This window comes from Pseudomonas sp. LBUM1666, assembly GCF_059695775.1.
In genome coordinates, this window is record NZ_CP166789.1 from 4,766,409 (window position 1) to 4,783,032 (window position 16,624).

Sequence of the window (16,624 nt, forward strand, 5' to 3'; positions counted from 1 at the left end):
ATATGACTGATTCGACCCAACTGTTCCCGCCCTTCGCCGAAGAAATGCTCCCCGGCGGCGGCCATCGCTCCTTCGTGTTGAAACGCGGCCAGTTGCTGCGCCTGACCGACCTGCGCGGCGGCGCCAACGTCAGCCTGACGCTGCTCAACGCCAACGAAAAAACCGAACGCCTGAACCTGCCCGACAGCCTCAAATGCCAACACACGGCCAAGCTCACCACTGGCCATTGCCTGTACTCGGACATGGGTCGCGTGCTGGCCGCCATCACTGCTGACACCTGCGGCTGGAGCGACAGCCTCGGCGGTGTGCTCTGCGCTGAAGAGGTCGCGGAAAAATACGGCCAGGGCCGCTATCAGGAACTGCGCAACGGCTTCTTCCGCAACGGCACCGACAACCTGTTGGTGGAGCTGGGCAAGTGGGGTTTGGGCCTGTCCGATTTGCTGATGACCCTCAATTTGTTCAGCCGCGTGAACGTCGATGAGGCCGGGCGTTTTCACTTCGTCGAAGGCAATTCCAAGGCCGGCGACTACATCGAGTTGTATGCGCCGATGGACACGCTGGTGGTGCTCACCGCGCTGCAACATCCGATGGACCCTTCGCCTGAATACGCGCCAAAACCGCTGAAGCTCAGCTGGATGAACGCTGACGCCAGCGTCGCCGAACACTGCCGCACCTCGCGCCCGGAAAACGAGCGCGGCTTCATCAACACCGACTGTCTGTTCGCCTGAGGATCGCTGCCATGTCACTTGCAATCGCTACTGCTCAACAGCAACCAGAAACTGCGATCTACCGCGCCACCATCCCGGCCGGCGAACCGTGGTTGATGGAGGTCAAGGCTGGCCAGACTTTGCGCATCCTCGATCTGGAAGGCAATCAGGCCGTCGACACGTTGTTCTACAGCGTTGCCAATCCGAAGGAGCGCTACGACGTGCAACGTACGTTGCGCCGACAGAACAGCGTCTACCTGAGCACCGGCAGCGTGCTCTATTCCAACCTCGGCAAACCGATGCTGACCATCGTCGCCGACACCTGCGGCCGTCACGACACCCTCGGCGGTGCGTGCGCGCAAGAGAGCAACACCGTGCGTTATGCGTTGGAGAAACGCTACATGCACAGCTGCCGCGACAACTACCTGCGAGCCTGCGTCCACGACGGGCGATTGGGCAAGGGCGACATCGGGCCGAACATCAACTTCTTCATGAACGTGCCGGTCACGGCGGATGGCGGGCTAACGTTTGAGGACGGGATTTCGGCGCCGGGCAAATACGTCGACCTGCGGGCCGAGATGGACGTGATCGTGCTGATCTCCAATTGCCCGCAACTGAACAACCCGTGCAATGCCTACAACCCCACCCCTGCGGAGCTGCTGGTATGGAACTGACATTCGTGCGGTTGCGTCGATGGTTGTTTGCCCTGTGCCAGGCTCGCTCCGGGCAGTGCCTCAAACAGCAAGAACACCACTAAACCCTGTGGGAGCGAGCCTGCTCGCGAAGGCGTCAGCACATTCAACATAGATGTCGACTGACTCACCGCTATCGCGAGCAAGCTCACTCCTACAAGGGTTCGGTGTTGTTTTTGAGTGAAGTGATTTTGCCGTCGGGGACGACCCCGGCGCCTATCGAAAAACTGCGGGACGGCCCGCATCCCAGGTCGAGGCTGATGCGCTATCGCCTCCAGGGGTTATGCCATGTTCGAAAAAGTCCTGATTGCCAACCGTGGCGCCATTGCCTGCCGCATCCTGCGTACCCTGCGTGAGTTGCAGGTCCAGGGCGTTGCCGTTTACTCCGAAGCCGATGCCGCCAGTTTGCATATCTTGCAGGCCGATGAAGCCCACAGCCTCGGTGAAGGTGCAGCCGCCGGCACCTATCTGGCCGTCGAAAAAATCCTCAGCATCGCCACATCCACCGGCGCCACGGCGATTCATCCCGGCTACGGTTTTCTCTCGGAAAACGCCGCGTTCGCCGAAGCGTGCGAAGCCGCCAACATCGCCTTCATCGGCCCGACGCCAGAGCAACTGCGCGTGTTCGGCCTCAAGCACACCGCCCGGGCCTTGGCCAAGCAACACGGCGTACCGATGCTCGAAGGCACCGAGTTGCTCGACAGCCTCGACGCGGCGCTGATTGCTGGCGAACAGGTCGGCTACCCGGTGATGCTCAAAAGCACCGCCGGTGGTGGTGGCATCGGCATGCGCGTGTGCCGCAGTGCGGCCGAGTTGAGCGAATCCTTTGAGGCCGTCAAACGTCTCGGCCAGAACAACTTCAGCGACGCCGGGGTGTTCATCGAAAAGTACATCCAGCGCGCCCGACATCTGGAAGTCCAGGTGTTCGGCGACGGCCAGGGCGAAGTCATTGCCCTCGGCGTGCGCGACTGTTCAGTGCAGCGGCGCAACCAGAAAGTCCTTGAAGAAACCCCGGCACCGAACCTGCCCGAGGGCATGGCTGAGGAGTTGTGTGCGGCGGCGATCAAACTGGCGAAAGCGGTGAATTACCGCAGCGCCGGCACCGTTGAGTTCGTCTTCGACAGCGAGGCTCAGCGGTTCTACTTTCTCGAAGTGAACACCCGTTTGCAGGTGGAGCACGGCGTCACCGAGCAAGTCTGGGGCGTGGATCTGGTGCGCTGGATGGTCGAATTGGCGGCAGGTGATTTGCCGCCGTTGAGCGAGTTGAGCCAAGGTTTGAAAGCCGATGGTCATGCGATTCAGGCACGGCTTTACGCGGAAGATCCGGGTCGGGATTTTCAGCCGAGCCCGGGGTTGCTGACCGCCGTGAACTTCCCTGCCGCCGATGGCAAACACCTGCGCATCGACACCTGGGTCGAGGCCGGTTGCGAGATTCCAGCGTATTTCGATCCGATGATCGCCAAGGTCATCAGCTGGGCGCCGACCCGCGAAGAGGCCGCTGCTGATCTGCATCAGGTGTTGGGCGACAGCCTGCTCTACGGGGTGGAAACCAACCGCGATTATCTGCGGCAGATTCTGCTGGATGCGCCCTTCGCCAACGGTCAGCCGTGGACGCGTTGCCTGGAAGGTTTGGTGTATCAGGCCAACACGTTTGAAGTGCTCAGCGCCGGCACTCAAACCAGCGTGCAGGACTATCCCGGCCGCCTCGGTTATTGGGCCGTGGGCGTGCCGCCGTCGGGGCCGATGGACAGTCGCGCGTTGCGTTCTGGCAATCGTCTGCTGGGTAACGATGAAGGTTCAGCGGCACTGGAAATCACCATGAGCGGGCCGTTGCTGCGCTTCAATTGCGATGCGGTGGTGGCGGTGACCGGGGCAGTGATTCCACTGACCCTTAATGGTGAAGTGGTGCCGATGAACACGGCTTTGCTGGTAACGGCGGGCACTACTTTGAGCCTCGGCACGATTGCCGGAGCAGGCGCTCGCAGTTATTTGTGCCTGCGTGGTGGCCTGCAAGTGCCGGATTATCTGGGCAGCAAAAGCACCTTCACCCTCGGCCAGTTTGGTGGGCATGGTGGTCGCGCATTGCGAGCCGGCGACGTGTTGCATCTCCCTGCTTTGAACGACCGCAGCGCGGGTCAACAACTGGCTGCAGAACAGGTCAGCGAGTTACCCGACCTGCGGCAGATCCGGGTGATCTACGGCCCTCATGGCGCACCGGAATACTTCACCGAAAACTACATTGGCACCTTCTTCGCCACCCAGTGGGAAGTACATTTCAACTCCAGCCGAACCGGTGTGCGGTTGATCGGGCCGAAGCCTGAATGGGTGCGTGCCGATGGTGGCGAGGCTGGTCTGCATCCGTCGAATATCCATGACAATCCGTACGCCATTGGGGCGGTGGATTTTACCGGTGACATGCCGGTGATTCTTGGCCCGGATGGCCCGAGCCTGGGTGGTTTTGTTTGCCCGGTGACGGTGATCGAAGCCGACCTCTGGCAGCTTGGGCAACTCAAGGCCGGGGACAAAGTGCAGTTCCTCCCAGTCGACCTGAAGACCGCCCGCAACCTCGCCCTGAAATGGAATACCCCCTGTAGGAGTGAGCCTGCTCGCGATGGCGGCAGTACAGCCAACATTGATGTGACTGACACACCGAGATCGCGAGCAGGCTCACTCCTACAAGGGATTGAGTCGCCTGTTGTGTTGGATTTGGGTCTGGGGGATACGCGGCTGGTCGCGAGATTGTCTGGGGACACTCACCTGCTGCTGGAAATCGGCGCCCCCGAACTCGACCTCGTCCTGCGCTTCCGCGCCCATGCACTGATGCAAGCACTGGAAAGCCAAAACCTGCACGGCGTCATCGACCTGACCCCCGGCATCCGCTCGCTGCAAGTGCACTACCAACCCGAACAACTGCCGCTGGCCGATCTGCTCGGCATCGTCGCCGGCGAATGGGACGCCGTGTGCGCCGCCAAGGACCTGCAAGTGCCCTCGCGCATCGTCCATCTGCCGCTGTCCTGGGACGACCCGGCCTGCCAGTTGGCGATCGAAAAATACATGACCACCGTGCGCAAGGACGCCCCGTGGTGCCCAAGTAATCTGGAGTTCATCCGCCGCATCAATGACCTGCCCAACCTCGACGAAGTGCAGCGCACGGTGTTCGACGCCAGCTACCTGGTGATGGGCCTGGGCGACGTCTACCTCGGTGCGCCGGTCGCCACGCCACTCGACCCGCGGCATCGCCTGGTGACCACCAAATACAACCCGGCCCGCACCTGGACCGCGGAAAACTCGGTGGGCATCGGTGGCGCCTACATGTGCGTGTACGGCATGGAAGGCCCTGGCGGTTATCAGTTCGTCGGCCGCACTTTGCAGATGTGGAATCGCTATCGCGAGGTCGCCGCATTCGATGGCAAACCGTGGCTGCTGCGCTTCTTCGATCAGATCCGTTTCTACCCGGTCAGTGCCGATGAACTGCTGCGCATTCGACGGGATTTCCCACTCGGGCGCTTCGATCTGAACATCGAGCACAGTCAGCTGAATCTGGCGGATTACCAAGCCTTCCTGACGAAGGAAGCCGAGAGCATTGCCGCGTTTCGCGATCAGCAAAAAGGTGCGTTCAACGCCGAGCGCGAGCGCTGGATCGCCAGTGGCCAGGCGCACTTCGACAGTGAAGAGCTGACCCCGGAGGTGACCGAAGACGCGCCGCTGGCCAGCGGTCAACAGAGCGTCGACAGCCACATCGCCGGCAACCTTTGGCAGGTTCAGGTTGAAACCGGCAGCCGGGTTGCCGCGGGTGATGTGCTGGTGATTCTGGAGTCGATGAAGATGGAAATCCCATTGCTCGCACCCATGGCCGGTGTGGTACGCGAGATTCGCGTGCAACCGGGTTCGGCCGTGCGCGCCGGACAGCGCGTCGTGGTGCTGGAACTCGACTGAACCCACTTTGAAAAGGACTAACGCCATGAACATCAATCTGCAACTCGACGCCCTGCGCAGCGCTTATCGCCTCGGCAACATCACGCCCCGTCAATTGCTGCCGAGCCTGCGCGATAAAGCCGCGGCGCTGAACCCGGATTATCACCTGTTCATCCACTTGCTCAGTGTTGAAGAACTGGAACCGTACCTTGCCGCGCTCGACGGTCGCGACCCTGACAGCTTGCCGCTGTTCGGCGTGCCGTTCGCGATCAAGGACAACATCGACCTGGTGGGCATTCCGACGACCGCGGCGTGCCCTGCATTTGCCTATGTGCCGGAGCGTTCGGCGACCATCGTCGAGCAGTTGCTGGCGCTGGGCGCGATTCCGTTGGGCAAGACCAATCTTGATCAATTCGCCACCGGGCTTAACGGCAGTCGCTCGCCGTATGGTGCGTGCCCGAACAGCGTGTTGCCGGAGTATCCGTCGGGCGGTTCCAGTGCCGGCTCTTCGCTGGCGGTGGCGCTCGGCGTGGCGAGTTTTTCCTTGGGTACGGATACGGCAGGGTCCGGGCGTGTGCCGGCGGCGCTGAACAATCTGGTGGGGTTGAAAGCCACCAAAGGGTTGATCTCCACGGCCGGTGTGGTTCCGGCCTGCCGCACCCTCGATTGTGTGACCACGTTCACCGCGACTGCTCGGGAAGCCAGTCAGTTGCTCGCGCTCACTGCGCACCTTGATCCCCGCGATGAATACAGCCGTAGCAATCCGTTGTGGAATGACGGCTCGGCATTTGGTGCACCTCGCCCCTTCCGCTTCGGCGTGCCGCGTGCTCAGGATCTGGAGTTCTTCGGCTGCCCTGAAGGCCCGCTGCTGTTCGGTGATGCCATCGATCAACTCAAGGCTTTGGGCGGTGAAGCCGTGGAGCTGGATTTGTCGCCGTTCCTTGAAGCGGCGCGGTTGCTCTATGACGGGCCGTGGGTGGCCGAGCGCTACAGCGTCGCCGGCGAATTGATGGAGCAAAATCCTCAAGCCGTACTGCCGGTGATTCGCGCGGTGCTGGCCAAGGCGCCGGCGGTGAACGGCGTGCAAACCTTCCGCGCCCAGTACCGGCTTCAAGCCCTGAAAGCCCTGTGCGACCAGGCGCTGGACGGCCTCGACTGCGTGCTCACACCCACCATTGGCCGCCCCGTCACGCTGGCGGAACTGAACGCCGAGCCGGTACTGCGCAATTCGGAACTGGGCTACTACACCAACTTCATGAACCTGCTCGATTACGCCGCCGTCGCCGTGCCCAGCGGTTTCATGGGCAATGGTTTGCCTTGGGGCGTGACGTTGTTTGGCCGGGCATTCACCGATCAATATTTGTTGAGCGTCGCGGATGCCTTGCAGCGCCAGCAAGGTTTGGCAACACCGGTTCCGTCGTCTGTCGCACGTAATGACCGGACGCGATTGGTGGTGTGTGGCGCGCATCTGGATGGGCTGGCGCTGAATTGGCAGCTCAAGCAGCGCGGGGCTCGACTGGTCGAGACGACGTTCAGCTCGCCGGACTATCAACTGTATGCCTTGGCCGGTGGTCCGCCGTTTCGCCCCGGGATGGTTCGCGTGAAGGACGGGGGTGTGGCGATTGCCGTGGAGGTTTGGGAATTGCCGAGCCGTGAGTTGGGGTCGTTTTTGACCGGAATTCCGGCACCGCTGGGGTTGGGCAAGGTGCAATTGGCAGATGGGCGTTGGGAGAGTGGGTTTATTTGTGAGGCGTATGGGTTGGAAGGGGCGGTGGATATCAGTCACCTTGGTGGATGGCGTGCGTACGCGTACGCGCCCTCACCCTAACCCTCTCCCGGAGGGAGAGGGGACTGACCGAGGTGCTTGAACGAAATGCTGTGACCTGAAATTTCGAAGTCGAACTCAAGTTTGAGAAGCATGGAGATCGGCCCCCCTTTCCCCCTCTCCCCCGTGGGGAGAGGGCTGGGGTGAGGGGTGGCCCTACCTGACACCATTCCCCCCACAAATGCAGCAGTTATTTCCCCGCTGTGCCATTAGAATGCCTGCCATCGGGTCACTGCCAACGGAATCGTCATGCCGCTTCGCTCGCCGCTGTATTCGCAACGTTCGTTGGTCCTCACGCTGATCGCGTTGCTGGGCGCAGGCTTTCTCGCCACATCCTTCCTCAGTTACTACGCCTCGCGAGCGTCGATACGCGACAACATCGTCAACACCGAACTGCCGCTGACGTCGGACACGGTCTACTCGGAAATCCAGAAAGACCTCGTCAGACCGATCCTGATTTCCTCGATGATGTCCCGCGACACCTTCATGCGTGACTGGGTGGTAAACGGCGAGCAAGATCCCGAAAAAATGACCCGCTACCTCAACGAGGTCATGACCCACTACGGCGCCTACACCGCATTTTTCGTCTCCAACACCAGCCTCACCTACTACCACGCCAAGGGCGTACTCAAACAGGTCAAAGTCACTGAACCCCGCGATGCGTGGTATTTCCGCGTACGAGACATGGCCGATCCCTACGAGATCAATGTCGACCCGGACCTTGCCAACAAGGACAACCTGACCTTCTTCATCAACTACAAGGTCTACGACTACAACAACCGTTTCATTGGCGCGGCCGGCGTCGGTCTGACAGTCGATGCGGTGATCAAGCTGATCGACAAGTATCAGCAGCGTTATCAACGCAGCGTGTTTTTCGTCGACAACTTCGGGCGCCTGGTACTGACGGGCGCCGAGGGTGGCCCAGAAGGCGCGCGGATCGGGCGGACCCTCGGCGAACTCGACAGCATGAAGGACCTGGTCAGCCAACTGCCCAAACCTCACAGCGGTAGCTACGAATATTCCGTCCGGGGCCAGGGACATTTCCTCAATGTGCGTTTCATTCCGGAGCTGAACTGGTACTTGTTCGTCGACAAACGCGAAGACGGCGCCCTCAGTGAAATCCGCCAATCGCTGTACCTCAACCTCTTGATCTGCCTGATCGTCACGCTGATCGTGCTGGCCCTGCTCAACCGGGTGATCAAGCGCTACCAGGGCAAGATCCAGGCCCAGGCGATCCTCGACAGCCTGACCGAATTGCCGAACCGCCGCGGTTTCGATCTGTTGGCGGCGCAAGCCATGCACGAAGCCCGGCGCGAGCCCAAACCGCTGACCGCGTTGCTGCTGGATCTGGACCATTTCAAGGTCTTGAACGACACCTACGGTCACCTTGCCGGCGATCAGGTACTGATCGGCTTTGCACGGGATCTGGAGAGTTGCCTGCGGCACTCCGACATCGTCTGCCGTTGGGGCGGGGAGGAATTTATCGTGCTACTCAAGGACACTGATGGTGAGACCGGTCTGATGGTCGCCGAGAAAATTCGTCAGCATGTCGAGCAACAGCGTTATGCCTACAACGATAAGGCCTTGCAGCTGACCGTGAGCATCGGCCTGACCACCCTGCAGACCGATGACACCTTGCACACGCTGCTCTCGAGAGCGGATCATGCGATGTACCGGGCCAAGCAAGCCGGCCGTAACCGCACCTGCGTGGAAATGCCTCACTCCAGTTATGAATAACCCTACATGAATAATCCAGACTTCTGCCCGGCCTGCGGCGCCTCCAACGACTGTACCCTGGCCGACCCACGAACCGCCGATCGGGCCTGCTGGTGTTATGGCGTCAGCATCGACCCGGCGGTACTCGAAGCGCTGCCGCCCGAACTGCGCGACAAATCCTGTTTGTGCCCACGTTGCGCGCAAGTCGAGGCGCAGCTGTAAGCAACCGCACAACCGATCACGTAAGATACGCGCCCCTTTCCTACCGATCCCTCGTCATGCGCATTGACCGTTTCCTCAGCAACCTGCCGCGCTTCAACCGTAAGCAGGTGCGTCTGTTGCTGGTGGAAAAGCGCGTCAGGATCGACGGAAAAATCGTCAGCGACCCGCACGCCGATGTACTGGAATTCAGCCGCGTGGAAGTCGACGATGAGCTGCTGCAAATCGGCAAGCCTGCACGCTACTTCATGCTGCACAAACCGTCTGGCTGCGTCAGTGCCACCCGCGATCCGCAACACCCGACCGTGCTCGACCTGATCCATGAGCCGGACAAGGAGGACCTGCACATTGCCGGGCGCCTGGACTTCAACACCACCGGCCTGATGCTGATCACCAACGACGGCAGTTGGTCGCGACGCCTCACCCAGCCGCAAACCAAACTGCCCAAGGTCTACTACGTCGAGACCGAGCAAGAGATTGGCCCGGAATACGCATTGAAATTCACCGAAGGCTTGTACTTCGCCTTCGAAGACCTCACCACCCAACCCGCCGAGCTGGCCGTACTCGGACCAACATCCGCACGCCTGAGCATCGTCGAGGGCCGTTATCACCAGGTGAAGCGGATGTTCGGCCATTTCGACAACAAGGTGCTGCGCCTGCACCGCGAAAGCATGGGCCCGCTGGTGCTCGACAGTGCCCTGAAACCGGGCGAGTACCGCGCATTACGCACCGAAGAGATTCAATTGATCTAAGCAGGCGACCGCTCAGCAGAAGTTGTCGAACAATTTGCCAAAGATACTTGCGCGATGACGTGACCCCTGCTTGAATCAGGACGTCGGCCGAAATGTGACCGACGAGTCACAACATACTTCTAAGAAACTTTTTGCCGGTAGAGAACCCTCAGGTTCCGCTTTCCCCCCGGCAGACTGCCCGCCAATAACAATACCCGTCGACCGGACTGCAATGGATCGACATGGGCCTCTCAAATTCCAGGCGTATGCCTACCTGTCACAAAGCTCGTGCAATCTGATTTGCACGCATACCCGCTTGCCAGGAGTCTTATGACATGAGGCCAGAAATCGCTGTGCTGGATATACAGGGTCAGTACCGGGTTTACACGGAGTTCTATCGCGCAGACGCCGCTGAGAAGACCATTATTCTGGTCAACGGCTCGATGGCCACGACTGCGTCGTTTGCACAAACCGTGAAAAACCTTCACCCGCAGTTCAATGTGGTTTGCTACGACCAGCCCTACGCGGGCAAGTCGAAAGCCCACAACCTGCACGAGAAATTGCTGACCAAGGAAGTCGAAGGGCAGATCCTCCTGGAGCTGATCGACCACTTCGCTGCCGAACACGTGCTGTCGTTTTCCTGGGGTGGCGCCGCGACCTTGGTCGCCCTGGCCCAACAGCCACGACGCATCGAAAAAGCCGTAATCAGCTCGTTCTCTCCGGAGATCAACTCGCACATGCTCGACTATCTGGAGCGCGGCATCGATTACCTCGGCAGCCGGGACGGTGACCGGGTCGGCAACCTGGTGAACAGCACCATTGGCAAACACCTGCCGACACTGTTCAAGCGCTTCAATTATCGGCACGTCAGTTCTCTGGCCGAGCATGAATACGGGCAGATGCACTTCCACATCAGCGATCTGCTGCACAGTGATCGCCAGTGCTTCTTCAAAGCCGCGGAGAAAATCAATGTGCCGGTGCTGTTCATGAACGGCGAATGGGACGAGTACACCGCCGCCGACGGTGCTCAACTGTTCGCCAACCACGTGCAGGACGCCACCTTCAGCACCCTGCAGGCCACCGGCCACTTTCTCGACATGGAACACAAAGCTGCTTGCCGAGATAGCCGCAACGCATTGCTGGGCTTTCTGAAACCTTCGCAACACGAAAGTCGACCGCGTTATCACTACGTCCAGGACCAACATGCATTGGCCATCTGAAACAGCGTCATCGCGAGCAAGCTTCGCCCTACAGTGTTGAATGCATTCCTGTAGGGGCGAGGCTTGCCCGCGATAGACCGTCATGCGGTCTCTGCTTTTGTTTCATCTGCGCTAAAGCCGTCCCACGCAAAGAAAAACTTCATTTCCACGCCCACATCTGGTACAAAGTCAGCCGCTCTGAGCGGGTGTCGTATAATGGCATTACTCCAGCTTCCCAAGCTGATAACGAGGGTTCGATTCCCTTCACCCGCTCCACTTTCTTGTTCCAGCATGTTCCCGCATATTCCGGCGAGCAGCTGAGAGCCAAATAAACCGGCCTTCTAAGCCGGTTTTTTTGTGTCCGCATGATTTTCATTGAAGCCCCATACGGTTGTGGTCCGTGTACACCCATCTGTACACTGAAAAAAACCCATAACTCTGGTGTACAAAAATGAAGCGTGCAGACATCAAAAAGCGCCCCATATCTGACACTGCGCTCGCTAGCCTAGAGCCGGAAGCCAAGGAGTATCGGGAGCTTGATGGCCATGGCTTGTATTTTCGCGTGAAGCCAAACGGTCAGAAAGGTTGGCTACTTCGCCATAAAAAACCTGATGGTCGATGGGGCTGGCATGGGCTCGGTGCTTACCCGGACACCCCGGCTAAAATCGCACGCCAGAAAGCCATCCAATTACGCGAATTAGTGGCCAAGGGTATCGACCCAGTCGAACATAAGGCGAAGGAGCGCGCCGCGAAATCTGCGGGCACACTCAATCCGTTTCGAGATTCAGTAGCCTATTGGTATCAACGCAAGATTGATGACGGACTTGCGGAAAGCACGCTACGTCTGATGCGAGGATATCTGGACAACGATATCTTGCCCGCATTAGGGGAGCGGCCAATAGCCGAAATCACACCTAGGGAATGCGCCCTCCTTCAAGAGAAAATCGAAGCTCGAGGCGCAACAAACACCAGAGATAAAATTCGCGTGGCTTTGCGTCAAATTTTCAGCCAAGCGATTGCAAGAGGGCTATGTGAAGTAAATCCGGCCGCCGAGCTCGTAACAATTGCCACAAAAACTCCACCGGCTGTTCCGCACCCGCATTTGTTAGAAGCCGAGCTGCCTACTTTCTTGAAAGCCCTTCGCGGTAGCACCAGCCGTACTCCCGCGCGTACAGCAACGTGGTTGTGTCTGTGGACCGCATCTCGCCCCGGGATGGTGAGGTGGGCCGAGTGGTCAGAAATTGATTTAGACAAAAGCACGTGGTCGATCTCAGCCGCCAAAATGAAAAGTAAACGCGACCATGTCGTACCACTTTCTTCGCAAGCCGTTGAGGCGCTACGAGAGCTTCACCGGAGTACCGGGCGGGGTCGTTATTTATTCCCTGGAATTGGGTCAAAAAAAGCAGTCATCAGCGAAAACACCATCAACCTGACACTCAAAAAAATTGGATACAAGGGCAAGCTTGTAGGCCATGGCACCCGTCACACAGCCAGCACCCTTCTGAGGGAGCATGGTTGGGACAAGTCACATGTTGAAGCCCAGCTGGCGCACACCGAAGCCGGAGTAGCGGGCATTTACAACAAAGCGCAATACCTCTCACAACGCCAATTCATGATGCAGTGGTACGGCGACTACTTAGACGGCCTAGAAAAAGGCATGACTCCCCCTCAACGTGCCGAATTTGATGACCGCGTCCAATCTGGAATTCGCCGGTTCGACAAATGAGTAAATGTCAGCTGAAAAACTAAGGGTCATTATGGCTTTGAAAAACAGATGGTCTCTATACAGTAGGAATCCGTGATCAAACGGAGACCTTCAGATGCACACCGACACACCAATCCAAATGCTGAGCTTGGCCGAGATTTGCAAGATTCTTTGTAAATCGCGAAGCGGCTTGTACAAGCTCCTAGCTGCCGACCCCTCATTCCCTCGCCCAATCAAGGACGGCACCGCCCGCCAAGCGCGTGTCGTTTTCGTATCGTCAGAATTGGCTGCTTGGCAGCAATCAAAATTGACTGCTCGTGAACGTACGCTGAGTTCGCTTTACCTTACTGAAAATGGCACGCCGGGATCGTTAGATACGGCAGCTTCAGGCGCCGTCGGTCATACCATGAATACCATTCCGTCCACATCAAATGATCAAGCTTGAGGTATCAATGGGTATTCGTATGATCACACCGGAGCGCCCTTGCTGGGCCGTGTATGAGGACTCAGTAATCAATGAGAACGGTCGCGTGCTGCGTCCTGGGGTTTACTGGCACAGCTATAAGGAAACCGCCGCCGATTTTCGTGAAGCATCAGAGGGTAGTAAAGATCGCCGCATCTCTGATGAGTGGATCGCTACTCCAATTACAGTGATCGCTCGCACCATCAACAGTGACAACGGCAGTGCAGGACGGCTGCTGCGGCTGTTAACCGAAAGTGGCCCCAAGGAATGGACCATTGCTATGGAGGTCTTCGGTGGTAGCGGTGAGGAAGTACGACGCGCTCTTTTTGCTATGGGCGCTATCATCGCTCTTAAGAAGCGAAGCGCATTTATGGAGTACCTACTCGAGCAACACCCGTCAGACGTGATCGCGACTACCAGCCGACTGGGATGGCACGAATCAGGAGCATTTGTCCTGCCTGACCGCACGATAGGCAACAGCAACGTGCGCTTTCAAGCGAGTCAAATTGCTCAGCTACCATTTAGCTCCCACGGTGAACTGTTCATCTGGCAGCACGACGTGGCTGCAAAGTGCGTTGGAAACCCAGTGCTCACTTTGGCAGTCAGCATCTCACTGGCTGGACCACTGTTGAATCTGCTCAGCATCTTGGGCGGCGGTATTCACCTTGTTGGTGGTAGCTCCAGCGGTAAGACTCTCGCACAACTGATTGGGGCATCTATATGGGGCAATCCCAAAGAGTTCATCGTCAATTGGAATGTGACGCCGGGTGGACTAGAGATTGCTGCTAAAAATCGAAACGATACATTTTTGCCGCTTGATGAGATCTCGCAAGCCGATGCGTACCAGATACAGGAGATGGTTTACACACTCGCTAATGGGCATGGCAAAACCACAATGACTCGAGAGCGGGCCGGGCGGGACAGGTTGAGCTGGCGCCTCTTGTCACTTTCGAGTGGAGAACACTCACTATCGGAGCATGCGGTTAAATCCGGAAGTTCGACCAACGCTGGCGCGGAATTGCGACTGGTCGATGTTAATGCAGGCTCGCGCAAGTACCGCGCATTCGATGAGCTGCACGGTTTATCAGGTGCAGAGTTCCATCACCGTCTATCCGTGAGTGTAGGTTCTCACTATGGGCACCTTGGACCTGCATTCGTCGAAATGCTGCTCGGACTAGACCGTATCGAATTGCTGAAGGAATTCGCCGACCTACGGGCGAACTTCATTTCTGACAACTCCCAGGCTGGGCGTGTGGCCGATCGTTTTGCCGTAATTGCGTTCGCGGGTGAAAAGGCGATCTCATTCGGACTTTTACCATGGCGACCCGGTAGCGCGCTCGCCGACTGCCAGCAACTTTATGGGGAATGGCTCTGCAAAGCTGGCAAAAGCGATGCTGAAGACCGCAAGGTTCTGAATGGCATCCAAGATTTCATTGACCGTCATGGCAGCAGTCGCTTCTCCGCACTGGAAGACAAAACTTCGGAAATCAGAGTGATAAATCGCGCGGGCTATTGGCAGCAAGTCGGCGAAAATCGGCATTATCTATTCTATAAATCCGCGCTCATCGAGGCTGCGGGCGAACACAATTTGCCACGCATCATAAAAGCATTGGAAGGAGCGAAAGCTCTCGCGCTTCGGGACAACGAACGTAATACAAAAAACTACCGGCTAGCCGGTGGTGAGCAAGTGCGTCTTTATGTCGTGAATCCACGCGCCTTTGATCCCGAGCCCATGGGTGCATGCCCTTAATACTCCAATCAACTACTGGATTGAACAGAAACATCGAAACACTGGCAACACTGGCAACACTGGCAACGGATTGCCTCCGGTCCCTCCATCATCAGACAACTAGTGCAGACCTTGGGGTCATTCAGAGGGGGGCCTAACGGCAATTGCCCCAATACCCTGATTCGCCCATCGACGCCGCTGTTGCCGCTGTTGCCGCTGTTGCCGCCACTTTTCAATCTTAGAAAACTGGAAAAAGTTAGCGTAAATACGTTTCCGTGATTTCCGCTCTGAAATGACCTAATTCCTGGCTGACTATTTTTTTTGAACGCTCAGCATCTCCCGTTTTTACTTGGACCTCCCTGTGGCGAGACTGGGCGTAAGAGTGCCTAAGACCATGAGCACCATTGCTAAATCCGAGGGCACGACTGGAAGCGTCTGTAAATGATTGTGACCAAGACTGGCCTCCGCCTAGATCGTAATGGCTTCTATAATGAATTTTGCGATCTACGCAGTCGATGGCCTTTGCCAGCCGCCTCAATTCCAGTCTTTCGACGAGGTGATGAGGGACACTGACCTCGCGACACAACCCCCCCTTCCCAACTACGGTATACCTAACTCCATCCCGGAATTTTTCTGAATCAGCTGGTCGCTCACTCATTGGGCGTTCAGTTGCAGGAAGAATTGTCAGTAATTCATGTGCACGTAGCCCGGCTTCATATGCTAGCTCCGTTGAAAACCCGTTTCGCTCGGTCTGACATGCAATGATTCGTAGGACTTGTTCTGCAGAGTAATTGCGACTAATCAGAACCTGCTGACGTTCCGCCTTGATCACCGAAAGTCTTCCTGACTCGTTAAATCGTCCAATGTGTCGGAGCACTGCTTGCAGTGCTTGCCGATCACGATCAAGCGTTTTTTGGCCTACTATTTTTGCGCGCTCCAATAGAAATGTTTTCGCTGTTTTCGGAGAAAGTTCGAACAACGAGCCACGACCCGTACTTCTCAACCAGCTAGCGACCAAAGCCAAGCTATTTTCATAGCTGCGGGATGTACCTAGGCTGGCTAACCGATTGGAGTTGAACATAGCTTTGCTCATTATTTGAGCCTGGGTCGTTGACTTTGCAAAGGTTCGCCTCAGACTTTTTTGTATGAGTTTTTTGTCTTCCATTGATAATCCTCAGTGCGCGATGTACCGAACTAAGTGATGTGTCCAAGCCGTCAGAGATCAAGTGTTCTAATATTTTCCCACCACTGTATCCATGTACCTGATGGAGGTGCTCAATGACCCCAATCATGCCACTCAGACGACGCTTATAGTTTCTAACTTGAAAGCTGGAATCAACCTTCAACCTATAATAATAATATTCCGCATCAGGATCGAGACGCTGATTCGACTTCGAGACACTTAATGATTTTTTTATCGATCTTGATATGGAGGATTTGCAGACAGAAATAGCGTACATGTCTTGCAGCCAGAGCCGCATCATTTCTAGCGTGTATCGTTGTAGATAACGCTTCAGGATTTCTTCGCGAAAGCGGAAAACTTTATTATTCATAGAGATATTTTACGCTGTAAGTTAAAGCCACTACTTAAGCATTATGGATATTGAGCTGCAAGCCAAAAGCGCGCTCGAAATTTCCTAACCAGTAGTTCCGACATCCAATGGATGCCTAGCCCCGTTTTACAGTCGGACTTATCAGCTGACAATTGGCAATTTACGCCAAC

Annotated in this window: 12 protein-coding genes and 1 tRNA gene; 12 read left to right on the forward strand and 1 reads right to left on the reverse strand. The window is 57.2% G+C overall.

Translation table 11 applies throughout. The features are described 5' to 3' along the window. Window positions 1-2 precede the first annotated feature (2 nt). From ACA056_RS21865 to ACA056_RS21920, 12 genes are all read left to right on the forward strand, one after another. A complete protein-coding gene (locus ACA056_RS21865; protein ID WP_497267692.1) occupies window positions 3-728 on the forward strand; it encodes an urea amidolyase associated protein UAAP1 in 726 nt (241 codons plus the stop codon). 11 nt (window positions 729-739) lie between these two features. Beyond that, window positions 740-1,381, forward strand: coding sequence for an urea amidolyase associated protein UAAP2 (locus ACA056_RS21870; RefSeq protein ID WP_497267694.1), 642 nt, complete (start codon window positions 740-742; stop codon window positions 1,379-1,381). Between the two features lie 306 nt (window positions 1,382-1,687). Further along, a complete protein-coding gene (gene uca / locus ACA056_RS21875; protein WP_497267696.1) occupies window positions 1,688-5,335 on the forward strand; it encodes an urea carboxylase in 3,648 nt (1,215 codons plus the stop codon). Between the two features lie 25 nt (window positions 5,336-5,360). After that, a complete protein-coding gene (atzF, locus tag ACA056_RS21880; RefSeq protein WP_497267698.1) occupies window positions 5,361-7,142 on the forward strand; it encodes an allophanate hydrolase in 1,782 nt (593 codons plus the stop codon). Between the two features lie 246 nt (window positions 7,143-7,388). Continuing rightward, the gene (locus tag ACA056_RS21885) at window positions 7,389-8,876 is read left to right on the forward strand and encodes a sensor domain-containing diguanylate cyclase (RefSeq protein WP_497267700.1); all 1,488 of its coding nucleotides are present in this window, start codon (window positions 7,389-7,391) and stop codon (window positions 8,874-8,876) included. Window positions 8,877-8,882: 6 nt separating this feature from the next. Then, entirely contained in the window at window positions 8,883-9,077 is a 195-nt protein-coding gene (locus tag ACA056_RS21890; protein WP_497267702.1) for a cysteine-rich CWC family protein, read from the forward strand. A gap of 56 nt (window positions 9,078-9,133) precedes the next feature. Further along, window positions 9,134-9,826, forward strand: a complete 693-nt coding sequence (locus tag ACA056_RS21895; RefSeq protein WP_046046153.1) for a pseudouridine synthase — start codon at window positions 9,134-9,136, stop codon at window positions 9,824-9,826. A 314-nt stretch (window positions 9,827-10,140) separates the two neighbouring features. Then, window positions 10,141-11,025: an alpha/beta fold hydrolase gene (locus tag ACA056_RS21900; protein WP_497267704.1), complete on the forward strand. Its 885-nt coding sequence runs from the start codon at window positions 10,141-10,143 to the stop codon at window positions 11,023-11,025. 181 nt (window positions 11,026-11,206) lie between these two features. After that, a tRNA-Gly gene (locus ACA056_RS21905) sits at window positions 11,207-11,280 on the forward strand. Window positions 11,281-11,455: 175 nt separating this feature from the next. Next, complete coding sequence (locus tag ACA056_RS21910) at window positions 11,456-12,730, forward strand: tyrosine-type recombinase/integrase (protein ID WP_497267706.1); 1,275 nt, start codon at window positions 11,456-11,458, stop codon at window positions 12,728-12,730. A gap of 94 nt (window positions 12,731-12,824) precedes the next feature. Next, entirely contained in the window at window positions 12,825-13,154 is a 330-nt protein-coding gene (locus ACA056_RS21915; protein WP_497267708.1) for a helix-turn-helix transcriptional regulator, read from the forward strand. 7 nt (window positions 13,155-13,161) lie between these two features. Then, on the forward strand, window positions 13,162-14,922 hold the full coding sequence (locus tag ACA056_RS21920) for a DUF927 domain-containing protein (RefSeq protein ID WP_497267710.1): 1,761 nt from the start codon (window positions 13,162-13,164) through the stop codon (window positions 14,920-14,922). A 235-nt stretch (window positions 14,923-15,157) separates the two neighbouring features. Here ACA056_RS21920 and ACA056_RS21925 read toward each other — a convergent pair whose 3' ends face one another. Continuing rightward, window positions 15,158-16,066, reverse strand: a complete 909-nt coding sequence (locus ACA056_RS21925) for a site-specific integrase (protein WP_497267712.1) — start codon at window positions 16,064-16,066, stop codon at window positions 15,158-15,160. Between the last annotated feature and the right edge of the window lie 558 nt (window positions 16,067-16,624).